Here is a 20,640-nt window from a genome sequence, read left to right as displayed (position 1 = left end):
CTACTTACCAATCCAGAACTCGAAGCTCTGCGGCGGCACCGTAATCACGAGGTCCGCGGTTGCTTTCTTGCTGGAAAGAGAAACGTCACGTGACTGCACGGTGTAACGATGCCCGATAAGCTGGTCGGAACGAACTCCATGCAGATGGAACTGGAACGGCGTCGTGCCGCGATTGGAAAGAGCAACACCCAGGCGACCGTCCTTCGAACGCCAGACGAGAATGCGCTGGTCATTTCGGACCTCACTCTCATCAACGGCAAGACGCGTGGAATCCCACGGCAGGTATTTCAAAAAGCCCGCGACTGCGTTGTAGTTGCGCGGGTTGTAATCCCAGTGCCCGGGCTGGATGGCCGGTGCGAGGTTATCTTTCAATTCGCCCTGTGGACGCCAGAAGCCAAGTGCATATCCCGTCGCCTCCATATTGGTGACTGGCTTCAACGCATGAATCCAGTACCAGACGGGAGAATCTTCAAAGGCCATCCAGTTCATCAGTGCCTGCCCGGTGTTCATGAAGTAGCCGTCAACGGGCATATTCTTGTCCCAGGGCTGATACTCGTACTCGTTTTGGTAAACCGCTTTACCTCCAGCACCTGCGAGGTATTTCTCGCGCAGCGCGATCTGGTCGTTTGAGTTGTGTCCGATCTGGTGCCACGTCCAGGAGTCAACTTCCTTCAGCAAAGCGGGGTCTTTGCGAATCTCCGCGGCATAAAGGCCTGCGGGACCATCCCAGCTATTTGCATGAATTTCGACCGATGGCATCAATGCGCGAACCTTTGGCACGGTAACCTTCAACACCGCTGCGTAGTCCTCCGGTGAGTAGTAGCAATGTGCATAGGACTGCTTTGCGTCCAGCGTTTGTGACGTCTCTTTCTTCGGCTTGCCCAACGCTGGTTCATTCTGCAGACCCCACTGCGCGATACGGAGACCATGCTGCTGCAGGTAGCGCACATCTTGTACCAGGGCATCGCTGAAGCTGTTCAAAAAAACCTTGTCGTTCGACGCGATGCTGCCGCTGTAATAGGTCTTTCCCTCTTTCCAATACGGTGCGGGAGACCAGTACTCCACATCGAAACCCTGGATACCGGAGAGGTCCTGCATCTGCTTCAAGTCGGCCATTTGCCCCGGATAGCGCTCCACAATGTGCTTCTGGTCAGCGTCCAGGCCGCGCAGATACAGGCCCATGGCCAACCGCGCGTAACGAAAGCCATGCAGCATCTCTTTCGCGAACCGCACTTTCTCTGCAGGTGTTAGATCGTGTGGAACAGCAATCACATCGTCGGGCATGCCTGCATTTCCTGAACCAATGGAATCGCTCTGAATTTCAAACCCGAGTCCGCGGATCACCTGGTGTGGCTGGTCATAGCGGATCGTGTAATCGCCTTTAGTTTGTGCGACAGAACAGCCGGGCACCGCCGCAAACAGTAGGAGTATTGCGATAGATCGGCGTTGCCGCTGCACGATTCGAGATGTAATCCAGGAAATTTGAAGTGACATGGTTAACCGATTAACTTAACGGCGGCGAGATTAGAAAAACTGTGAATGCATTGTCAAGAGCTTTTCTCGGGCTAAATTCGTTTTCCCGGAAAAGACCCATGTACAGGGTCTAAAGAGCTGTCAGTACAGGCGAACTTCGTAGATGGCTGCAGACGGATCGCCATGTGTAGCCCGCACCACAACGCGTATCCGATCCGTGTGAACCGGTTCTGCGAATGGAACGACATTCCGTCGTTGATAGTTACCGCGCACTTGAGCTACGGTGCGCCACTCTGTGTCGTCGTGAATCTGTATGTCATAGTCGCGAACGCACTGCGGGTCACGATACATCGGCGCATAGGCGTGGTATTCGCGGAGCAGATGGCCGGGGAAAATCAGGATGATTTCCGAAACGTCTTGCGGTGCTGCCCAGGTCAGTTCCAGCCACTGTGGCAGCGATTGTTGTGGATCAGACCGCCACAAGTTCGTGGTGGCATGAGGACGCGTCACACCGCTCAAAACATTCGCAGCAGCGTACGACGTCTGTGGCGGCTCCACCTGCATCGATAGCGTGACACCGCTTGAATAACGGCGCATCTTGCCTGGCGACATCTCAAATGCAGACACATGGCCGGGTTCCACGGCACCGGCAACATGCCATTGCACTTGGGGATTCGGCAACAGATCGACACGGATGTAACCGGCTTTCGGAAGCTCGACAGTAGCTGGAATCTGCCACGCAATCCATTGCTTGGCCCCTGGGGGTACGCTGATTTCACCAGCACTAATCTCCATGGCATCGTCCACGCGATAGTCCCAGATGTGCTGCACCTGCATGAGCCTTATTAAAAGTGACTGCGGCTGGTCGCTCACATTGGAGAGACAGAAACGAAGTGTTTCCAACCTGTCTCCCCCCAGTGCCAGCCACTGTCCACGTCGTTGCAGCAGCTCTTCCCGCAGCGGTACAGCCTGATCGCGCCAGAAGGCGAGCCCTTCGTGTGCACCGACGCTCTCCGGGCCAACGCCCATGAAGCTTGCTTCACTGGACGCAGACACGTTGGCGCTTTGAGCCAAGTCGTTCGCATCTTCATTGCGGATATTTGGCAGGAAGCAGCCATCGCGCAGCAGTTGTTGTTGCACGCGCTTGTATTCAACCGTAGCGATATGTGCTGGTGAGGTCTTCTGCCGCGTTGCCAACGCAGCTGTTACACCTGCTGCCTGTCCCGTCAACGCTGTTGTGGCCATCACGCGCACAGTTGCCAGCGCACAATGCGTAGCGCTGACGTTGCGGCCCGCCATCATCAGGTTGTCAACATCTTTCGATACAAGGCAGCGCAAGGGAATGCCGTAAGGACCTGCATAAGAGCGTGCGGCATACTCGCTTGTCTCGGAATAGCCTTCCGCGCTGGCTGGTTCGCTGGTGGGCGCCAGTAATCCACCTGGCGTATGGATATCAATGAACCACCCACCGAAGGCGATCTCATCATCGTGAACGGTACAGCGGATCGCGTCCCATTCGTTCATCAGATAGAGGCCCATGATGCGGCGGCTTTCACGTTTGCCAGGTACCTGCCCAATCCAGTCCAGTGCCCAGTTCTCCGCCAGTTTCATCGTCTTCGGATCGCGGTTCTTGATCCAGTCCCACACACCCAGCGTGTGGCGCGTCAGTTCATGACGAATTTCTTCCGCCTGGTGGATCGTGTCATATGGCACTCCGATCTCAATCCACCAATAGCCGCCGCGAATCTCTTTGGGAAGACGTCCCTGGTCGTAGAAGAAGCGTGCGTCGTCATAATGCATCGCCCATTCGGGACACTTGAATGGAACAGGTCGCCCCATATTGCGTGCGCGAAAGTGGATGGAGTTACCCATGATGTCGCCATTGGCCACGGCAGGCGCGTGCGGTTCGTTAAACTCCGCTTTCCCTTCGCTGCCCATGCGCCACTCGCAACCCGCCTCTGCCGCGACCATGCCATCGCCTGTGCAATCGATGAAGACCTTTGCGTGAAGCGTGAGGTCTACCTCCGCATTGCCAATGCGGCATCGCACGGCCTTTAGCGTGCGACCGTCCATCTCAACACTCAGAACCGCGGTGTTCAAGTGCAGCGTCAGATTGTCTGTGCGCTGCACCAGGTCGTACTGCACCATGTCCCATACGGAGTTGGTCCAGCCATTCTCGAAAATCTCTTCGTGATTCTGTGCTCGTTCTTCAATCAGGAGTTCCGAGAGAATACCCGTTTCACGGGCATAGGCATGAAATGCAGCCGCGCCATGCGGTGTAACGCGGACCTCAGACGAACTGTTGCCGCCGAGCACCGGTCTGTCCTGCACCAGACACGTTGCTGCGCCTCCACGTGCTGCAGCAATGGCCGCACACACGCCCGCCAGGCCGCCACCACACACCACCACATCGTATTGTTCCGTCTGCTGCTTCATCCCTGTCCTCCTGCAACTGCACGCGATCCAATGCGCCACCACAACAGCAACGCAGCAAGAGGATGCAGCATGCACAACCCATAAAAAACAGGCGCGTATCCATGCGCCTGAATGCTGGAACCAATGGCCGCCGCTGTGATCAATCCACCGGCCGCACTTGCGGAGCCAATCATGCCTTGCACGGTCGTTGCCATGGAACGCGGGAATAAATCCAGCGTCATCACGGTGGCATTGGTCATCCACGCCATGTGGCACAGCGCCAGCGCACTTAGGACTGCGATCGCGGAGGTCGTGCTACGCAGATGCGGCACCGTGCAAAGCGCGAACATGCCTGCTGCCACCGGCAGCATGACCGCGAAGCGAGCACGCAATACACCCAAACGCGGCACGAGTCTTCCTGATAGAAATCCGCCAAGTAACGAGCCTGCGTCGGCTGCCACGTAAAGAACCCACAGAGTGGTGCCAACGGTTTTCAGCGTGAGGCCATGCGCATCCTGCATGTACTTCACGGACCAGAACAGGAAGAAGTACCAGACGCTGTCCGTCATCGTACGTGTGATCAAAAGCACCGCGATATGGGGCTGACGCAATACCATGCGCCATGGCACAGATGCGGCGCGTTCGTGCTGCACTCCGGGATCGCGATACAGCAGCACCCACACCACTGCCAGCAACGTGCCAATGGCGCCAGTGAAGAAGAATGCGGAGCGCCATCCGAAGACCGTTGCGAGGCCTGCCGCGATTGGCACAGCAATGGCTGCCCCTAATGTTCCGCCCATGCTGTAAATACCGACTGCAATGGAGCGTTCACGTTCGTTGAACCAGTCGCCGGAGGCGCGCAGAGAAGCGGTGTAATTGCCCGGCTCCGCCGCGCCCAGCGCGAAGCGGCTTGTGGCCAGCGAAAAAAGACCCCGCGCCAATCCGGTACACGCGTCGGCAATGGACCAGACCAGCAGAAACGCCCCTTGTGTCCAGCGCGCACCAAAGCGGTCCACCAGTCGTCCGGAAAGCGTATACATCACCATGTAGGCCAGCAGAAACGCCTGCACCACATGGCTGTAATCCACGTCAGTCAGATGCAGATCGCGTTGCATCGTCACCGCAAGCACAGACAGCGTTTGCCGGTCGATGTAATTCACCACAGAAGCCAGCAGCAGCAGTCCGGCATAAAGCCATCGCCGTGGGCTGGCGTGTGCAGCGTGCAACGTCGTCTCATCGGCGTTTCCATCTGGTTCCGCGCCTGTGTCAGGCGGTGGGATGGATACAACCGGATCGGCCGAGGTTTGCGAGTTCATATTAAGTTAATCGTTTAACGTAAATTAACCTAACAAGCCGTTTCCTCTTGTGTCAAACACTTTTCTCGCGAGTTTTTGGCTAGGTGGTGTTTCCGGCGGAAAAGGTGAAGGGCAGCAGGACACGCTGCGACGGACGCTCGGGCTTTTCAATGGCGTCAATGACCATATCTGCTGCAAGCTGACCCATTTCGAAGACGGGAATGAAAAACGCGGTGGGACGTGGTCGTAAGCCACCCGCATTTGCGGAGTTGGCACGAGCGAGAATGGCTACATCGCCGGGTGCGGACAGACGGCGAGCCTCTATGTAGTCGTACACGTGTACCAGTAGCGTATCGTCTGCGGCAAAGATGGCAGTCGGGCGGTCCTTCTTGCGGGCGAACCAACTGTCCATAATGCTGAACGCCTGTGTCTGGTCATAATGCGTGCAGCCAATGTGTTCCGGCTTTAGCTCCAAACCGAAATCCATCATGGCCCTGCGCAATCCCTGCAGCAGATGGATGTGCGTCGGCAGCGTGCTTTCGCCGCTCAGGAATGCGATGCGTTTGTGACCCCGCTGTACCAGGTAGCGAATAGCAGCTTCACCAATCGCAGCATCGTCCACACCCACGTAGTTGACTGGTGCGCGGCCATAATAACTGTTCATCATGGCAAAGCGAATCTTCGCTTCGTTCAGTTCATGGATGGTTTCGTTGATATCGCGCGCAGAGCAGGAACGTGTGTTGATGAACAGCAAGCCATCGGTAAAACGGCTTTCCAGTATCTGGTCACGCGTGGTACGACCGGGCCGCCCTGAGGGCGAAAAGATCAGCAGGTTATAGCCGCGCCGCATCAGCGTGGATTGAATCCCGGAAAGTGCCTGCGCAATGAATTGATTAAAGAAGATGGGGTCGCGCATGGGAACCACAAGCCCCAGCAGGCGGCTGCGTTTTTCAGCCAGGGCCTTTGCCAATTCATTTGGAGAATAGGAAAGTTCCTCTGCAATTTTGTAAATCAGGTCTCGTTTGGCGGCACTTACACGCGTGGTATTGCGGTCGTTCAGCGCAATGGAGACTGCTGCGATGGATACACCAGCGCGTTTGGCGATATCACTTAGCCGGGAAGCTGCCATTGAGGCAATCCTATCGTACTCACAGACGCAATGAACAAGACAAACGCCCGATCCTCAACCTAAGCAACTGGCGGAGTATCGGGCGTTCGCGTTGTTACGTTGTCAGACTTGTTTTATGCAAGGTCGAAGCGGTCCAGGTTCATCACTTTGGTCCAGGCCGCGACGAAGTCCTTCACGAACTTCTCCTGCGCGTCGGAGGAACCGTATAGCTCTGCCAACGCGCGAAGCTGCGAGTTGGAACCGAAGATTAGATCTGCGCGTGTCGCAGTCCACTTTGGCTGGCCGGTCTTACGATCACGAATCTCAAACAATTCGCCATCGTTCGATGCTGATTTCCACTCGTTGTTCATATCCAACAGATTTACAAAGAAGTCGTTTGTCAACGATTCGGTTCGTGATGTGAACACACCATGCTTTGTGCCGCCATAGTTCGCATTCAACGCACGCATGCCTCCAACAAGCACCGTCATCTCTGGAGCCGTCAGAGTCAGCAACTGCGTCTTATCCAGGAACAGAGCCTCAGAAGGAATGCTGTACTTGCCCTTCACGTAGTTGCGGAAACCATCGGCAACAGGCTCCAGCACGCGGAAAGCCTCTACATCCGTCTTTTCCTGCGTGGTATCCATGCGGCCAGGAGCAAAGGGAACGGTGATGTCGAAACCTGCGTTCTTCGCACCTTTTTCCACGCCCACGCTTCCGGCAAGAATGATCAGGTCGGCAAGCGAAATCTTTTTGCCGTCTGTCAGTTTGCCGTTGAAGTCTTTCTGGATACCTTCCAGCACACCAAGCACCTTGGCGAGTTGTGCAGGTTGATTTACTTCCCAGTTCTTCTGCGGTTCCAGGCGAATGCGTGCGCCGTTTGCGCCGCCTCGCTTATCGGAACCACGGAAGGACGAAGCGGATGACCACGCGGTGTATACCAGTTCTGGAATTGTGAGACCCGAAGCGGCAATCGCCTTCTTAATCTCGGCAATGTCGTTCTCGTCCACGGTTTTGTGATCCAGAGCGGGAATCGGATCTTGCCAAAGCAATTCTTCTGCAGGCACTTCCGGTCCAAGGTAGCGCGACTTCGGACCCATGTCGCGATGCGTCAGCTTGAACCATGCACGTGCAAACGCATCCGCAAACTTGTCAGGGTTCGCGTAGTAATCGCGCGAAATTTTCTCGTAGATGGGGTCCAAACGCAGTGCCAGGTCTGACGTCAGCATCCGCGGCTCAATCTTCTTCGATGCATCATGCGCATGTGGCACCGTACCTGCGCCGCCATTGTTCTTGGGCTTCCACTGGTGTGCGCCTGCGGGACTCTTTGTAAGCTCCCACTCATACTCAAACAGGTGCGTGAAGAAGTCATTGCTCCACTGCGTCGGTTTGGTGGTCCAGGTCACTTCCAGTCCACTGGTGATAGCGTCTGCACCCTTGCCGGAGCCAAACTTGTTGTGCCAGCCAAGGCCCTGCATTTCCAGCGGAGCAGCCTCTGGTTCCGGGCCAACGTTGTCTGCCGGTCCTGCGCCATGCGTTTTGCCGAAGGTGTGTCCACCGGCAATCAGAGCAACGGTTTCCTCATCGTTCATGTGCATACGGCCAAAGGTTTCGCGGATGTCATGTGCAGAGGCGATCGGGTCCGGGTTTCCATCCGGGCCTTCCGGGTTCACGTAGATCAGGCCCATCTGCACGGCCGCTAGCGGATTTTCCAGCAGGCGCTGGTTCGTTCCCTCGGCCGTGCGGCCTGTCTCAGTCTCGTGAATGGGTGCATCCGCAGGCAGCGTCGCGGTGCCGCCCTTGGCATAGCGATGATCGCCACCCAACCACGTGGTTTCGGTGCCCCAGTAAACATCCTGCGCAGGCTCCCAAACATCTTCACGTCCGCCGGCAAAGCCAAAGGTCTTAAAGCCCATCGACTCCAATGCAACGTTGCCGGTAAGAATGAGCAGGTCTGCCCACGAAAGTTTGTTGCCATACTTCTGCTTCACCGGCCAAAGAAGGCGGCGTGCCTTGTCCAGGCTCACGTTGTCCGGCCAGCTGTTCAGCGGAGCAAAACGCTGCAGACCCTGTCCGGCTCCGCCACGCCCATCGCCCATGCGATAGGTTCCAGCACTGTGCCAAGCCATGCGGATAAACAGCGGGCCATAGTGGCCGAAATCGGCAGGCCACCAGTCCTGCGATGTGGTCATGACCGCGCGCAGGTCTTGCTTTACGGCTTCCAGGTCGAGGCTGTTGAAAGCATCTTTGTAATTGAAATCCGTGCCCATGGGGTTGGACAGGTCCGAGTGTTGATAGAGGATGCCGAGCTTCAGCGCGTTGGGCCACCAATCCTGATTGGATGTGCCTTCACCTGCGGCATGATGGCTGGGGGCGCCTGCGCCTGGCTGATGAAACGGGCACTTCGATTCGCTGGACATATGTTTCTCCTCTTCTTACCTTTGAAAATTGCATGCCTTGCAAGGGGCTGGCTGCACCATCGCACGGCATCGTGAATTGTCTGTAACGGCGGAGACTCACACCGCTTGGCGAACTTGAATGTAGCACCGTGCCGATAGATAGGGGAAATATATAATTGCCATGCGAGGCATAGAATAAAACTATGGAAATTCAGCAGCTTCGATACGCCTGTGCGGTTGCCGAAACAGGCAGTTTCAGCCGCGCTGCGGAGACGTGCCATATTGCGCAACCATCCCTCTCGCAGCAGATTCAGAAGTTGGAAGAAGACCTGGGGGCCAGACTATTCGATCGACTTGGCCGTCGCGTGCGGCTGACCGAAGCGGGGCAAGCATTTCTACCGCATGCACGGACAATCCTGTCGCAATTGGACGCAGCACGTAATAGTGTTGCGGAGACGTCCGCAGATACGCAGGGCAGGATTACGGTCGGCGTTATTCCCACCATTGCTCCGTATCGAATGCCGGGATACACGGCAAACTTCACGCGAAAGTTTCCTGCAGCAAAGCTGCGTATCGTAGAAGAAACGACACCCGTATTGATTGATGGATTGCGTGATCTCTCGATTGATATTGCGATCCTCGCGCTACCGCTGCGCCATAAGGACCTGGAGACATTCACGCTCCATACCGAGCCGCTCTTTGCTGCGCTGCCGAAGACACATCCCCTTGCGCGGAAAAAGGGGCTCATCATGAAAGAACTTCGCGGTGAGTCGTTTGTCATGCTGCGTGACGGACACTGTTTCCGCGATCTGACTATCGCCGCCTGCACACATGCACGAATCACGCCAAACATTGCATTTGAAAGTGGCCAGTTCAGCAGCCTGCTGGGCATGGTTGCAGCAGGCATAGGCGTATCCATCGTGCCGGAGATGGCTGTCGATACAGGTGCTGCGTGTCACTACGCCAGGATCATGGATCCGCGAGCCTCTCGCACCATCGTGGCTGCGGTGTTGCGTGGGCGCAGCTTCAGCCATGTGCAGCGGGCATTTCTCTCCGGCATGGCAAGACAATCATCGCAAGGGAAGAAGGCCGCAAAAACCGACTTGCTACCAGCTGTTATTTCTCAGTGAAGCGCCTTCACCGTGAGCATTCTGTCCAGATGCACATAGCCGCCATCCACGTGAATATGTTGTCCCGTGGTGTGGCTGGACTGCGTTGGTGATAGCAGAAAAACCGCAGTCGATGCGATCTCTTCCACGCGTGTCATGCGGTGTTCCAGCGGAACCTGTGCTGCAATGTGCGCTATGGTTCCATCGGGATCGGCAAGTGTGCGCAACCACTTCGTATATTGCGGCGTCATGACTTCCGCCGGAATGATGCAGTTCACACGCACGCTGAAGGGAAGCAGTTCCGCTGCCCACTCACGTGTCAACGCCAGCAACGCGCCCTTCGATGCGGCGTAGCCTGAAGTACCACCTTGTCCAGTCAAAGCCACTTTGCTTGCGACATTCAGAATGGAACCACGGCTTGCCTTCAACAGCGGTACAGCATGGTGAGCAAGCGCATAACAGTGCAGCAGGTTCAACGACAAACTGCGTTGGAAACCGTCAATCGAGCCGTGCTCTAATCCCACGCCATCATTGAAACCTGCATTGTTTACCAACGCATCCAAACGCCCATAGCGTTCTCGCAAATAGTTCACCGCGCCGCGACAGTGTTCTGGATCATCCAGCTCGGTCATGCGAAGTTCGCAGGGAAGATGGCGTTCCTTCATCTCCTGCATGAACTCTTCCACGCCTTCAGAGATGCGGCTGAGTACAAGCACGCGCGCACCTTCAGCAAGGCACGTGCGTGTAATGGCCTGGCCAATGCCGCTGGCGCCGCCCGTGACAAGAATGACGTGATCTTTCAGTCCAAGGTCCATTGCGTGTACTCGTAGTACTTCCGTTATCTATCGCAGGTTCGTGAAACCGCCGTCAATCAGAACATCGGTTCCGGTGATGAAGCTGGATGCATCCGAGCAGAGAAACAGAGCGAGTTGCGCAATCTCTGCTGGCGTTCCCATGCGGCCAATAGGTTGTGCCGCGGAGAGTGTCTTCATCATCTCCTCTTCGCGGCCGGGATAGTTCTTTGCCACAAAGCCATCGACAAACGGTGTGTGCACACGTGCCGGTGAAATGCAGTTGATGCGCAATCCAAGTGACAGGCAATCCTTCGCGGCAGAAAGCGTCATGGAAAGCACAGCACCCTTCGTCATGGAATACGCAAAGCGATCCTTGATGCCGGAAGTTGCGGCAATAGATGCCATGTTCAGTATGACGCCTGTGCGGCGCGGTTCCATGTTGCGAACAGCAGCCTGTATGCACAGATAAGTGCCGCGCACATTCACACGAAACAGACGATCAAAATCGTCTGATGATGTATCGACAACCGTACCAATGTGGGCAATGCCTGCACTGTTCACCACGATATCCAGCGCGCCTGCCTGTGCGAACGCAGCGGTGACGCTCGCATCATCGGAAACATCACATGCAATTGCGTGGCATGTTGCCTTTGTCTCTTTCGTAATGCTGTCGGAGGTCGCTGTGACTGCATCGTGATTCAAGTCCAGCAGGATGACCTCTGCACCTGCCGATGCAAGTGTCTCCGCAATTGCCCTGCCGATGCCGCTTGCTGCGCCTGTAACCAGCGCACGCTTTCCCTGCAATGTCATGTATCTCTCTCCTTGCGTCTTAGGCGGTGGTGGAGGCAGAAGCCCAATACGTTCCCTGAGGGAAGGCATATTCCTGCAGCGATTCCTTGCGAATCTCGATGCTGTATCCCGCCTCTTCCGGAAGCATGTAGCGGCCACGTTCGATGCGTGTCGGAACAACGAAGTGCTCATGCAGATGGTCGACAAATTCCACCACCCGATCCTGCAGCGACGCAGATGCGCAGATGTAGTCAAACGCGGCCAGATGCTGCACGTATTCGCAAAGGCCAACGCCACCGGCATGCGGACACACCGGGATGTCAAACTTCGCTGCCATCAGGATGATCGCCAGGTTCTCATTCACACCCGCCACACGACAGCTATCAATCTGGCACACATCAATAGACCCAGCCTGCATCAGTTGCTTGAACATCACCTTGCTGTGGCAGTGTTCGCCGGTGGCAATGCGGACGCCTGTCTCGCGGCGAATGCGAGCATGGCCCAGGATGTCATCGGGACTGGTCGGCTCTTCCATCCACCACGGCTGCAGCGGCTTTAGCGCAGTGGTGCGGTCAATGGCTTCCGGCACGCCCCACTTCTGGTTGGCGTCTACCATCAGCTTGTTGTCCCAGCCAATTTCTTCACGCACCAGCAGGCCGCGGCGAAGATCATCCGCAGGGTCGCCACCCACCTTCAGCTTGAAGTGTGTCCATCCTTCGGCAAGCGCTTCCTTGCATAGCCTGCGAATCTTCTCATCGCTAAAGCCAAACCAGCCGACACTGGTCGTGTAAGCAGGCAGGCCCTTTTCGCGAAGGAAAGCGATACGTTCCGCACGTGTCGATTCGTTGCGATGAAGAATGGCGAGCGCTTCCTCGGGCGACAGCGCATCGTCGATGTAGCGGAAGTCAATGCACTGCACAATCTGTTCCGGCGTCATCTCCGCCAGCAGAAGCCACACCGGCTTGTTCTCCACGCGAGCCCACAGGTCCCACACCGCATTCACCAGCGCGGCAGCAGCCAGATGGATAACGCCTTTTTCGGGCCCCAGCCAGCGGAACTGTGTGTCGCCAGTCAGTTCGCGCGCGAAGGCTCCCATGTTGCTTGTGATTTCTTCCAACGTGCGTCCTACGACAAAGCGCGAAAGAAACTCAATCGCCATCACACAGAGTTCAGTTCCACGTCCCAGCGTGAAGGTAAGGCCATGGCCTTCCACGCCACTGTCTGTCTCCAAAACGCAGTAGGCGGCGGAGTAATCGGGGTCTTTGTTGACGGCATCGGACCCGATGCTGAAACGTGACGTGGGGAATCGCAGATCCACTGTGCGACAACGTGTAATCCTGGGTGATGCGGCCATTGCTGAGTTCTCTCCGGCGGAAGCTTTGATTGAAAGTATATGCAACACGCACCGTGAAGCAGCTCACACCTCAAAGGTGGAGAGGGCTTCACGGTGGCGATGGTAACGAGTCATAAAAAGTGCAAAGGCAAGCACGACAACGTAGCCCGCAAGTGGAACCAGGTAGCTGAGCGCCGTGGAATGCAGATGTTCTGCAAGTAAACCCATGATGGGCGGCATCACGGCACCGCCCACAATCATCATCACCAACAGCGATGCGGCAACGTTCGTGTTGGGGCCAAGGTCCTTTAATCCAAGACTGAAGATGGTGGGGAACATCAGCGACATGAAGAAACTGGTAGCCAGCACGGCAGCCAAACCTGCCCAACCCGGAACGAAAATTGCGGTAATCAAAAGTGCGATGTTGCAACCGGCATAGATCGCCATCAAGCGGCTGGGAAGAATACTGCGCATCAGGTACGACGACAGAACGCGTCCCAGCGCGAAAGCAATTAAGGTTCCCGTCAGCATCCATCCTGCGGTGCGTTCGGCAGCGTGAACATAGTCATGCGCATATTGGATGACATAGCTCCACGATCCAACCTGCGCGCCGACATACATAAACTGCGCCAGCAGCGAAAACAGGAAATGTTTTTCCCGCAGCAGCTCAGAAGGCTTTCCGGCTACCTCCGCGGTGTGTTCGCGCTGCGTAATGAACGCGGGAAATTTGTTGATCGCGATTAACACTGCCCACACCAGTGCAAATATGCCGAGCACAACATAAGGCGCGGCAATGCGCAGCGTTTCCTTGTGCAGATACTCCGCATACGTACCCGCCGCCTGCATGGCGGCGCGTTGTTGTGGAGTCAGCTCCACGCCTGAAAAGATGAACAGATTGCCTGCGACCACACCAAGAATAGAGCCAAGCGAATTGCACGTCTGTGCAATGTTCAATCGCCGTTCCGATGTTGCTGTTGGCCCCAGTTGCACCATGAACGGATTCGCTGCTGTTTCCAGGAACGAAAGCCCCATCGCAATCACGAACAACGCAGCAAGAAAATAACTGTATTGCCCGGAGTTTGCGGCGAAAGGAAAGCTGAGACATCCAGCAGCGAATAGACAAAGTCCCGTTAGAAAACCAGCCTTGTAACCCTTGCGGCGCATGAGCATCCCGGCAGGCAGTGCAAGCAGGAAGTAACCCAGATAGAACGCAAACTGCACCAGCCCAGCCTGAAACCGATTCAGTTCAAAACTCTTCATGAACTGGCGAATCAGAACATCATTCAGGTTGTTGGGAATGCCCCACAGCAGAAAGACAAACGCTACCAGCAGGAACGTACGCAAAACACCCGCCGGCAGCAGCGGTGCGCCGGAGTTATCCTGCCGGGATTCGGGAAGCTGACTTGCAAATGCCATGGTTTCTCCCTGGAAATGATCAAAGGTGCAACATATTTGTTCTTACGAGGGCGTTCAAGATCGTAATTCGTAAACGCGTGTAGCAGTTCCGCCCAGAATCATGTTGCGCTCCTGCGAACTCAGAGCAGCGATCCAATCTTCTACCGTCTTCCACCAACCGGAATAGGTGCAGCCAACGGTAAGCACAGGCCAGTCCGTACCCATCATGAGTCGATTCGGGCTGAATGCTTCCACCGCAGTTTCGAAATAAGGATGCAGTTCCGCAGACGACCAATGGTTCCAGTCGGTTTCTGTAACCATGCCGGAGAGTTTGCAGGAAACGTTGTCACGTCGCGCAAGTTCGCGAAAAGCCTTTGCCCATGCGGCAAAACCATGATTGCGGATATCCGGCTTGGCGATATGATCCAGCACAAACGACTGCGCCGGATGACGGTCTACGAAACGCGTGGCTTCTTCCAGTTGGCGTGCGTAGATGAGGATGTCATAGACCAGCCCCGTGTCCCGCAGATGAGCGATGCCCTGGTTGAAGGCATCGCCATCCAGAAATCCCGGACGTTCCGCCTGCACAATGTGTCGCAATCCGCATAAGTGTTTAGAGTCACGAAAGGACTCCAGGACAGCGGGGAAGCGAGTGCTCGCAATGGGAAGCCATCCCACAACACCGCGAACAGGCGAGTTATCACCCTCTGCAAGTTCCAGCAGCCACTGTGTCTCTTCCAAGGTCTGTCGTGCCTGCACAGCAACGGTGCCATCCACGCCCGTATCAGCCAGCTCTCGTCGCAGATCATCCAACAGAAAATCGCGGCGCAGTGGCGCCATGTCATCGCCAATCCAGCCGTATTCCTCTGGCGTGTAGTGCCAGAGGTGGTGGTGGCTATCAATTCGCTGCGAGTAGTCGGTCTCCGTCATGCGGAGGATGAGGATAGCAATTCAGTAGGCCGATTGTCCCGCAGGCCCGCAGAATGTTAAACACTGAGACGTACAAGAAAGACGAGGGTACAGATGCAGCGCTTTTGTCTGACGTTGAAGATGCGGCCCGATCCCGTGTTGATGGAAGAGTATGTGCAGCGTCATGCGGCCGTGTGGCCAGAGATTCTGGAGTCCATCCGTGCTGCCGGAGTGACCGGTATGCAGATCTTCCGTGATGGCTACCGCATGGTCATGATCATGGAGACCACCGATGATTTCACCATGGAGCGCAAGGCAGAGATGGACCGCGCCAACCCTGTGGTTATGCGGTGGGAGTCGGAGATGGCGAAGTATCAGCAGAGCGATCCCGGAGCCGACGCCAGCGCAAAGTGGCTTCCCATGGAAAAGATTTTCGATCTGCAAACGAGCTAGCCCCGTCAAAGACGTCACAGAGAACGGCTGAACCCGACACTGTCGCTACACTGCTAATAACCCATGTTTTCCGTCTTTCGCACACTTGTCGCAGCTTCCGCTTTTATTCTGGCCACCGCGAATCTTGCCGCGCAGGCAAAGCACCCGGCGTACGGTTCGGCCCATCCCATGCCGAATCTTATCGTGGACACGGGCGGTGCACCGAACAATGCCCATGCCATGAAGCAGCATTATGTGGTGCTGGTGTCGCTCGATGGTTTCCGTTACGACTACCCGAAGCTGCACGGCGCACCGCATCTGGATGATCTTGTGAAGGCGGGAGCCACCGCTCCCAATGGCATGTTGCCCTCCTATCCATCGCTGACGTTTCCCAACCACTGGACGCTTGTGACAGGATTGCTGCCGGAGCACCACGGCATTGTGCGTAACAGCTTTTACGATCCCGTGCGCGATGAGACCTATCAGTACAAGGACCCGAAGACGAGCTCGGACGGTACATGGTACGGTGGGGTGCCGCTATGGTCGCTGGCGCGGCAACAGGGCATGCGTGCGGCAACATTCATGTGGCCGGGGTCTGAGGCGGAGGTCGCAGGTCACCGCCCGAACAACTATGCGAAATTTGAAGATCAGTTGGACGGCCACGTCGGTATCGAGCAGGTCCTGGTATGGTTGAAATTACCCGCTGCGCAACGACCGCACCTGATCACGTTTTATATGCCCACTACCGATCACGCTGGCCATTGGTACGGTCCGGACTCCATGCAGGAACATGAAGCCGTTCATATTGTGGACGCCCTCATGGGCGAACTGCGTGCGCGTCTGAACGCCACAGGCTTGCCAATTGACCTCATCATCGTGTCGGACCACGGCATGATCCTGAACGATAACAACTGGATTCAGTGGGACCAGTACGTCGATCTGAAAGATACAAAGGTCGTCGAGTGGTCCTTCTATCCGAAGACGGATGCAGAAGCACAATCGCTGTACGAGCAGTTCCGCGCACATCCTGATCCACGTTTCACGGTCTACCGCCGCAAAGATACTCCTGCCTATTTGCACCTGCGCGACAACCCGCGCAACGGCGATCCCGTAGTGATTCCCAACGGGCCCTACATTGCGCATCCCCATGCCACAAGCCCGCGTGAAGACCTGGCGGATCACGGTTACGACGTGACGCGTATGCCGCAGATGAAAGCCTTCTTCCTGGCCACCGGGCCGGACATTCGTAAGGGCGTAAAGCTGCCTTCTTTCAGTAACCTGGATATATACGACTTCGTGGCAAAGCTGCTGGATCTGAAACCTGCGCCGAATGACGGAACGCTGAAGCCGCTGTTGCCCGCATTGAAAAAGTAGCTGTGTGACGCACTTCGTCGCATGGCTGCCATCCTTCTTCAGCGCACGCGATAGCTTCTATGCCGCATCCCAATGTATGCGAGGAGAGGAGGTATCGTAATGCCGGAAAAAGCCACAATGCAAGCCGCAAACGAGGATTTGAAGGAAGGGAAGTCGCCTTCCACCGCTGCGGGTGAATTTGTTCATGAGGAAGTGGATCACATCCGCGAAGGCAAGCACGGAGCGCGCAACACCAAGCAGGCCATTGCCATTGGTCTCAGCAAGGCTCGGCGCGCAGGGATTCCGTTAAGTCCGCCTTCTGCGGGAACCACTTCAGCCGAGACACGCCACAAGGCGGAACAGGATACGGAAAAGGGTCAAACGCATCCGCAGACAGGCGAGGAAGGCCACACGAAGCGCGGGCGCGCAAGATTGACCGCACTGAAGAAAGAGTCGAAGTCAGCCGCCAGCCACGCATCCTTGTCAAAACAGGCCAAGAGTTCCGCAAGGAAACGCGGCCTGCATGTTCACAAATCAGCGGCATAATTCTTTCGTGTTTTAAATGAAAAATGCCCGGCGAACAGCCGGGCATTTCTCCATTCATAGGGAAATTTACTTGGCTTCCGTTTCGTCCAGCACGGTCCAGCCTTCTGCCTTCTTCATGACCTTCTCGCGGCCACCGGAGGGTACTGTGCCAACGCCGGAGTGAAGCTGGCTGATCTCCATGTGGTTGGCCTTCATGGATGCATGGCAGGCCACGAAGCTGACATCTTTATCGAGCGAACCCGTGACAATGCTCTGGCCCTGCAAGTCCTTGTTCACAAGCTTCAAACCGTCACCCGTGGCCAGAATCTCCACCACGGCGGTGCCTTTCGGTGCGGTGGACATGATGCTGTTCGCCTTATCCAGCGAAGCCTGCCACACCTTGGGATCGTTGGAGTGAACGTGGATCAGCACCTTTTCCGTAGGCGGCACAGGAGCGGCGGCAGGCGCCTGCTGAGCGAGAACGGCAGCGGGCATCAGGAGCATGGAAGCGGTAAGTGCTGCGAGTCTGCGTGTCATGCTGATATTTCCCTTCACATTGAGAATCCACTGCCAGCATATCGGAAGCCAGAACCAACGGCGATTCTGAAGTTCACGTACGGAGCATCCTTAGCAGGATTCATACGCCAGGATCATCCCTGTACGCAGGCGGAGTTCGTACGTGAATAGACCGTCGTCGGTTGTATCCACAAGAAGTTCATATGCGCATAGAGCGTTTCCTTGCGTTGAAGCAAAGCTCGTACGGCCGAAGGCCGTCATCCTGAGCGAAACGAAGTGAAAGTCGAAGGACCTGCATTTCTTTGTGCCATTGGGAATGCTCCGGGAAGCCGATCTTTGCAACGATAAGGAATCCGAGCCACCACCGGCGCTACAATCGTCCGCATGATGCGGAATAGAATGCAAATCTCCTCGGCGGCAGCGCTGTTCTGCCTGACGGCCTCTCCCTCACACGCGCAGTCTGCTGAGCAGGCGGTATTGGCGCCCATCCAGGCGATGTTTGACGGCATGGCGAAGCGCGATGCCGCCGCCATTGCGGCCCCGACACTACCCGGTGGAACCATGGTCCTGATGCGCGATGGCAAAGCCGCGCAGATGACCTTTACGGACTTTGCAACGCGTGTTGGCAAACCCGGCACAACGAAGATCGAAGAACGGATTCATGACCCGCTGGTTCGCATCGACAACGATCTCGCAGTCGTCTGGGCCCCGTTTGATTTCCTTGTGGATGGCAAAGTGGATCACTGCGGCACGGATCTCTTCAACATGGTGCGAGTCGACGGCACATGGAAGATCGCCAGCGTGGCCGACACGGGTACAAAGACGTGCGGCGGAAAGTGAATTCATGACGGAGACGGATGCAGTTCTGCGGCAGGCATATGCCGCATTCAACCGCCGCGACGTTGATAGCGCGTTGGATCTGATGACGGAGGACGTGCGCTGGCCCAAGGCTTCCGAGGGTGGCAGTGTCGTCGGCAAGGATGAGATTCGTGCCTATTGGACGCGGCAGTGGCAGGAGTTTGATCCCTGCGTGGAACCGCTCGCGATAACGGAACAGGAGGATGGCAGCTTCCGTGTTTGCGTGCATCAGGTTGTTAAGAGCCTGCAAGGCGATCTGCTATCGGAGAGTCAGGTAGTCCACATCTTTGCCATGCGCGATGGGCAGATTGCCTCTATGGAATTAGGGGAACGGGATGGTGTGTCCTCCGGACCATCCACTGCCTTCGTGCATTCATCGTGAACAGCAAAAGAGAAGGGCATCCGTGAGGACGCCCTTCTTGCTTGAAATGGAAGCGGATTAGTACTTCGGCAGACTCGGGTCAATGCGATCCGCCCATGCCAGAATGCCGCCCGCAACGTTCTTCACGTTGGTGAAACCGGCGTTCTTCAGGATGAGCGAAGCCTTCTGCGAACGCGCACCGCTCTTGCAATGCACGAGCACTTCATCGTTCTTGTGCGAAGCAATCTCGCCAATGCGCTGCTCCAGCTCTCCCACAGGAATCAGTTGAGCGCCAATGGAGACAATCTGCACCTCATGCGGCTCGCGTACGTCCAGGATGAACGCCTTGCCTTCCTCGCGCTTTGCCTTCAGCTCTTCCACGCTGATCTGCGGAATGCCGTCCTTGTCTTCCAGTCCGGTCACCACGCCATGCGAAGCCACTTCCAGCGGCCCGACTTCGGTGGGAGCAGTGATGCCGCAGAACTGGTTGTAATCAATCAATTCCTTGATCTCATGCGTGCCGCAGGCGGGGCAGTTCGGGTTCTTACGCAGCTTCAGCGTGCGGAAAGTCATGCCCAGCGAGTCCACCAGCAGCAGACGACCGATCAGTGGTTCACCAATGCCAAGGATCAGCTTGATCACTTCCGTTGCCTGAATCACACCCACAAGACCCGGCAGAATGCCAAGTACGCCACCCTCCGCGCACGAGGGAACCAGCCCCGGCGGCGGCGGTTCGGGGTACAGGCAGCGGTAGCAGGGACCTTCTTCCGTGGCAAAGACAGAAGCCTGTCCTTCAAAGCGGAAGATGGAGCCGTAGGCATTCGGCTTGCCCGTCAGAACGCAGGCATCGTTCACCAGGTAGCGCGTCTGGAAGTTGTCCGTGCCGTCTGCAATGACGTCGTAATCCTTGAAGATTTCCAGGGCATTCGCAGAGGTCAGCATCGTGTTGTGTTTCACGACGTTGACGTTCTTGTTCAGCCCCTTCAGCATCTGCTCGGCGCTGTCCACCTTCAGCATGCCCACAGTGGACTGCGAGTGGATGATCTGGCGCTGCAGATTGCTCTCATCGACCACGTCAAAATCAACAAGTCCGATGGTGCCCACGCCTGCTGCTGCAAGATAGAGAGCCAGCGGCGCGCCCAGTCCACCCGTGCCAACGCAGAGCACCTTCGCTGCTTTCAGCTTGCGCTGGCCGTCCATGCCCACTTCCGGCAGGATCAGGTGGCGCGAGTAGCGGGCAATTTCTTCGTTCGTCAGCGTCGGCAGTTCTTCGGCGATGGCCTCTTCCGCAATGGCGGGTGCGCCACCGGCAATCGACGGAATGATCGAGATTTCGTCGCCAGCGTTCAGCGCCGTCTCGTCCTTGCCGGGCAGATCGCGGATATCGTCGTCGTTTACATAAACGTTCACGAACGAGCGCAGCTTGCCTTCGGCGGTGAACAGGTGGCCCTTAATGGCGGGATGCGCTTCTGTCAGCGCAGCAAGAGCTTCTTTGACGTTTGCTGCGGTTACATCAACGGTGGACTTGTTGTCCGTAAAACCACGCAGCGGGGTTGGAATCAGAATCGTCATAACT

Annotated in this window: 18 protein-coding genes; 6 read left to right on the top strand and 12 right to left on the bottom strand. The window is 56.4% G+C overall.

From position 1 onward, the window contains the following. From AB6729_RS08120 to katG, 5 genes are all read right to left on the bottom strand, one after another. Entirely contained in the window at positions 1–1,458 is a 1,458-nt protein-coding gene (locus AB6729_RS08120) for a hypothetical protein (protein ID WP_371081074.1), read from the bottom strand. A gap of 156 nt (positions 1,459–1,614) precedes the next feature. Next, on the bottom strand, positions 1,615–3,909 hold the full coding sequence (locus tag AB6729_RS08115) for an FAD-dependent oxidoreductase (protein ID WP_371081073.1): 2,295 nt from the start codon (positions 3,907–3,909) through the stop codon (positions 1,615–1,617). Then, a complete protein-coding gene (locus tag AB6729_RS08110) occupies positions 3,906–5,204 on the bottom strand; it encodes an MFS transporter (RefSeq protein WP_371081072.1) in 1,299 nt (432 codons plus the stop codon). The genes AB6729_RS08115 and AB6729_RS08110 overlap by 4 nt, the downstream gene beginning before the upstream one ends. Positions 5,205–5,283: 79 nt before the next feature. Next, positions 5,284–6,312 (bottom strand): LacI family DNA-binding transcriptional regulator, encoded by a 1,029-nt coding sequence (locus AB6729_RS08105; RefSeq protein ID WP_371081071.1) that lies wholly within the window; start codon positions 6,310–6,312, stop codon positions 5,284–5,286. 113 nt (positions 6,313–6,425) lie between these two features. Then, the gene (gene katG / locus AB6729_RS08100) at positions 6,426–8,711 is read right to left on the bottom strand and encodes a catalase/peroxidase HPI (RefSeq protein WP_371081070.1); all 2,286 of its coding nucleotides are present in this window, start codon (positions 8,709–8,711) and stop codon (positions 6,426–6,428) included. A gap of 182 nt (positions 8,712–8,893) precedes the next feature. On the opposite strand from katG, the gene AB6729_RS08095 reads away from it, so the two are divergent. Then, complete coding sequence (locus tag AB6729_RS08095) at positions 8,894–9,820, top strand: LysR family transcriptional regulator (RefSeq protein WP_371081069.1); 927 nt, start codon at positions 8,894–8,896, stop codon at positions 9,818–9,820. Here AB6729_RS08095 and AB6729_RS08090 read toward each other — a convergent pair. The 5 genes from AB6729_RS08090 to AB6729_RS08070 form a co-directional block, all read right to left on the bottom strand. Continuing rightward, complete coding sequence (locus AB6729_RS08090) at positions 9,814–10,614, bottom strand: SDR family oxidoreductase (protein WP_371081068.1); 801 nt, start codon at positions 10,612–10,614, stop codon at positions 9,814–9,816. The genes AB6729_RS08095 and AB6729_RS08090 overlap by 7 nt on opposite strands. A 27-nt stretch (positions 10,615–10,641) precedes the next feature. Then, positions 10,642–11,403, bottom strand: coding sequence for an SDR family NAD(P)-dependent oxidoreductase (locus AB6729_RS08085; RefSeq protein ID WP_371081067.1), 762 nt, complete (start codon positions 11,401–11,403; stop codon positions 10,642–10,644). Between the two features lie 19 nt (positions 11,404–11,422). Then, the gene (locus AB6729_RS08080; protein ID WP_371081066.1) at positions 11,423–12,736 is read right to left on the bottom strand and encodes an enolase C-terminal domain-like protein; all 1,314 of its coding nucleotides are present in this window, start codon (positions 12,734–12,736) and stop codon (positions 11,423–11,425) included. Between the two features lie 63 nt (positions 12,737–12,799). After that, positions 12,800–14,131 carry an L-fucose:H+ symporter permease gene (fucP, locus tag AB6729_RS08075; protein ID WP_371081065.1) on the bottom strand — a complete coding sequence of 444 codons (1,332 nt, stop codon included), beginning with the start codon at positions 14,129–14,131 and terminating at the stop codon, positions 12,800–12,802. Between the two features lie 54 nt (positions 14,132–14,185). Then, positions 14,186–15,040, bottom strand: a complete 855-nt coding sequence (locus AB6729_RS08070) for an amidohydrolase (protein ID WP_371081064.1) — start codon at positions 15,038–15,040, stop codon at positions 14,186–14,188. A gap of 93 nt (positions 15,041–15,133) precedes the next feature. On the opposite strand from AB6729_RS08070, the gene AB6729_RS08065 reads away from it, so the two are divergent. From AB6729_RS08065 to AB6729_RS08055, 3 genes are all read left to right on the top strand, one after another. Continuing rightward, on the top strand, positions 15,134–15,472 hold the full coding sequence (locus AB6729_RS08065) for an L-rhamnose mutarotase (RefSeq protein WP_371081063.1): 339 nt from the start codon (positions 15,134–15,136) through the stop codon (positions 15,470–15,472). 63 nt (positions 15,473–15,535) lie between these two features. Then, a complete protein-coding gene (locus AB6729_RS08060) occupies positions 15,536–16,825 on the top strand; it encodes an ectonucleotide pyrophosphatase/phosphodiesterase (RefSeq protein ID WP_371081062.1) in 1,290 nt (429 codons plus the stop codon). A 99-nt stretch (positions 16,826–16,924) separates the two neighbouring features. Continuing rightward, a complete protein-coding gene (locus tag AB6729_RS08055; protein ID WP_371081061.1) occupies positions 16,925–17,350 on the top strand; it encodes a DNA-binding protein in 426 nt (141 codons plus the stop codon). A gap of 66 nt (positions 17,351–17,416) precedes the next feature. Here AB6729_RS08055 and AB6729_RS08050 read toward each other — a convergent pair whose 3' ends face one another. Further along, positions 17,417–17,866, bottom strand: a complete 450-nt coding sequence (locus AB6729_RS08050) for a sulfur reduction protein DsrE (protein WP_371081060.1) — start codon at positions 17,864–17,866, stop codon at positions 17,417–17,419. A gap of 378 nt (positions 17,867–18,244) precedes the next feature. On the opposite strand from AB6729_RS08050, the gene AB6729_RS08045 reads away from it, so the two are divergent. Both AB6729_RS08045 and AB6729_RS08040 read left to right on the top strand, forming a co-directional pair. Next, positions 18,245–18,685 carry a nuclear transport factor 2 family protein gene (locus AB6729_RS08045; protein ID WP_371081059.1) on the top strand — a complete coding sequence of 147 codons (441 nt, stop codon included), beginning with the start codon at positions 18,245–18,247 and terminating at the stop codon, positions 18,683–18,685. 4 nt (positions 18,686–18,689) lie between these two features. Beyond that, positions 18,690–19,085: a nuclear transport factor 2 family protein gene (locus AB6729_RS08040; RefSeq protein WP_371081058.1), complete on the top strand. Its 396-nt coding sequence runs from the start codon at positions 18,690–18,692 to the stop codon at positions 19,083–19,085. Positions 19,086–19,142: 57 nt separating this feature from the next. Here the strand turns inward: AB6729_RS08040 and moeB are convergent, their stop codons facing one another. Beyond that, the gene (gene moeB / locus AB6729_RS08035; RefSeq protein WP_371081057.1) at positions 19,143–20,636 is read right to left on the bottom strand and encodes a molybdopterin-synthase adenylyltransferase MoeB; all 1,494 of its coding nucleotides are present in this window, start codon (positions 20,634–20,636) and stop codon (positions 19,143–19,145) included. Between the last annotated feature and the right edge of the window lie 4 nt (positions 20,637–20,640).

This window comes from Terriglobus sp. RCC_193, assembly GCF_041355105.1.
GTDB lineage: Bacteria > Acidobacteriota > Terriglobia > Terriglobales > Acidobacteriaceae > Terriglobus.
This window is presented reverse-complemented; position numbering and strand designations above follow the sequence as displayed.

Excerpts from the sequence above, each read along its gene's own strand:
- AB6729_RS08115 (WP_371081073.1), bottom strand. The coding sequence starts at position 3,909 with ATGAAGCAGCAGACGGAACAATACGATGTGGTGGTGTGTGGTGGCGGC.
- AB6729_RS08110 (WP_371081072.1), bottom strand. The coding sequence starts at position 5,204 with ATGAACTCGCAAACCTCGGCCGATCCGGTTGTATCCATCCCACCGCCT.
- AB6729_RS08105 (WP_371081071.1), bottom strand. The coding sequence starts at position 6,312 with ATGGCAGCTTCCCGGCTAAGTGATATCGCCAAACGCGCTGGTGTATCC.
- katG (WP_371081070.1), bottom strand. The coding sequence starts at position 8,711 with ATGTCCAGCGAATCGAAGTGCCCGTTTCATCAGCCAGGCGCAGGCGCC.
- AB6729_RS08095 (WP_371081069.1), top strand. The coding sequence starts at position 8,894 with ATGGAAATTCAGCAGCTTCGATACGCCTGTGCGGTTGCCGAAACAGGC.
- AB6729_RS08090 (WP_371081068.1), bottom strand. The coding sequence starts at position 10,614 with ATGGACCTTGGACTGAAAGATCACGTCATTCTTGTCACGGGCGGCGCC.
- AB6729_RS08085 (WP_371081067.1), bottom strand. The coding sequence starts at position 11,403 with ATGACATTGCAGGGAAAGCGTGCGCTGGTTACAGGCGCAGCAAGCGGC.
- AB6729_RS08080 (WP_371081066.1), bottom strand. The coding sequence starts at position 12,736 with ATGGCCGCATCACCCAGGATTACACGTTGTCGCACAGTGGATCTGCGA.
- fucP (WP_371081065.1), bottom strand. The coding sequence starts at position 14,131 with ATGGCATTTGCAAGTCAGCTTCCCGAATCCCGGCAGGATAACTCCGGC.
- AB6729_RS08070 (WP_371081064.1), bottom strand. The coding sequence starts at position 15,040 with ATGACGGAGACCGACTACTCGCAGCGAATTGATAGCCACCACCACCTC.
- AB6729_RS08065 (WP_371081063.1), top strand. The coding sequence starts at position 15,134 with ATGCAGCGCTTTTGTCTGACGTTGAAGATGCGGCCCGATCCCGTGTTG.
- AB6729_RS08060 (WP_371081062.1), top strand. The coding sequence starts at position 15,536 with ATGTTTTCCGTCTTTCGCACACTTGTCGCAGCTTCCGCTTTTATTCTG.
- AB6729_RS08055 (WP_371081061.1), top strand. The coding sequence starts at position 16,925 with ATGCCGGAAAAAGCCACAATGCAAGCCGCAAACGAGGATTTGAAGGAA.
- AB6729_RS08050 (WP_371081060.1), bottom strand. The coding sequence starts at position 17,866 with ATGACACGCAGACTCGCAGCACTTACCGCTTCCATGCTCCTGATGCCC.
- AB6729_RS08045 (WP_371081059.1), top strand. The coding sequence starts at position 18,245 with ATGCAAATCTCCTCGGCGGCAGCGCTGTTCTGCCTGACGGCCTCTCCC.
- AB6729_RS08040 (WP_371081058.1), top strand. The coding sequence starts at position 18,690 with ATGACGGAGACGGATGCAGTTCTGCGGCAGGCATATGCCGCATTCAAC.
- moeB (WP_371081057.1), bottom strand. The coding sequence starts at position 20,636 with ATGACGATTCTGATTCCAACCCCGCTGCGTGGTTTTACGGACAACAAG.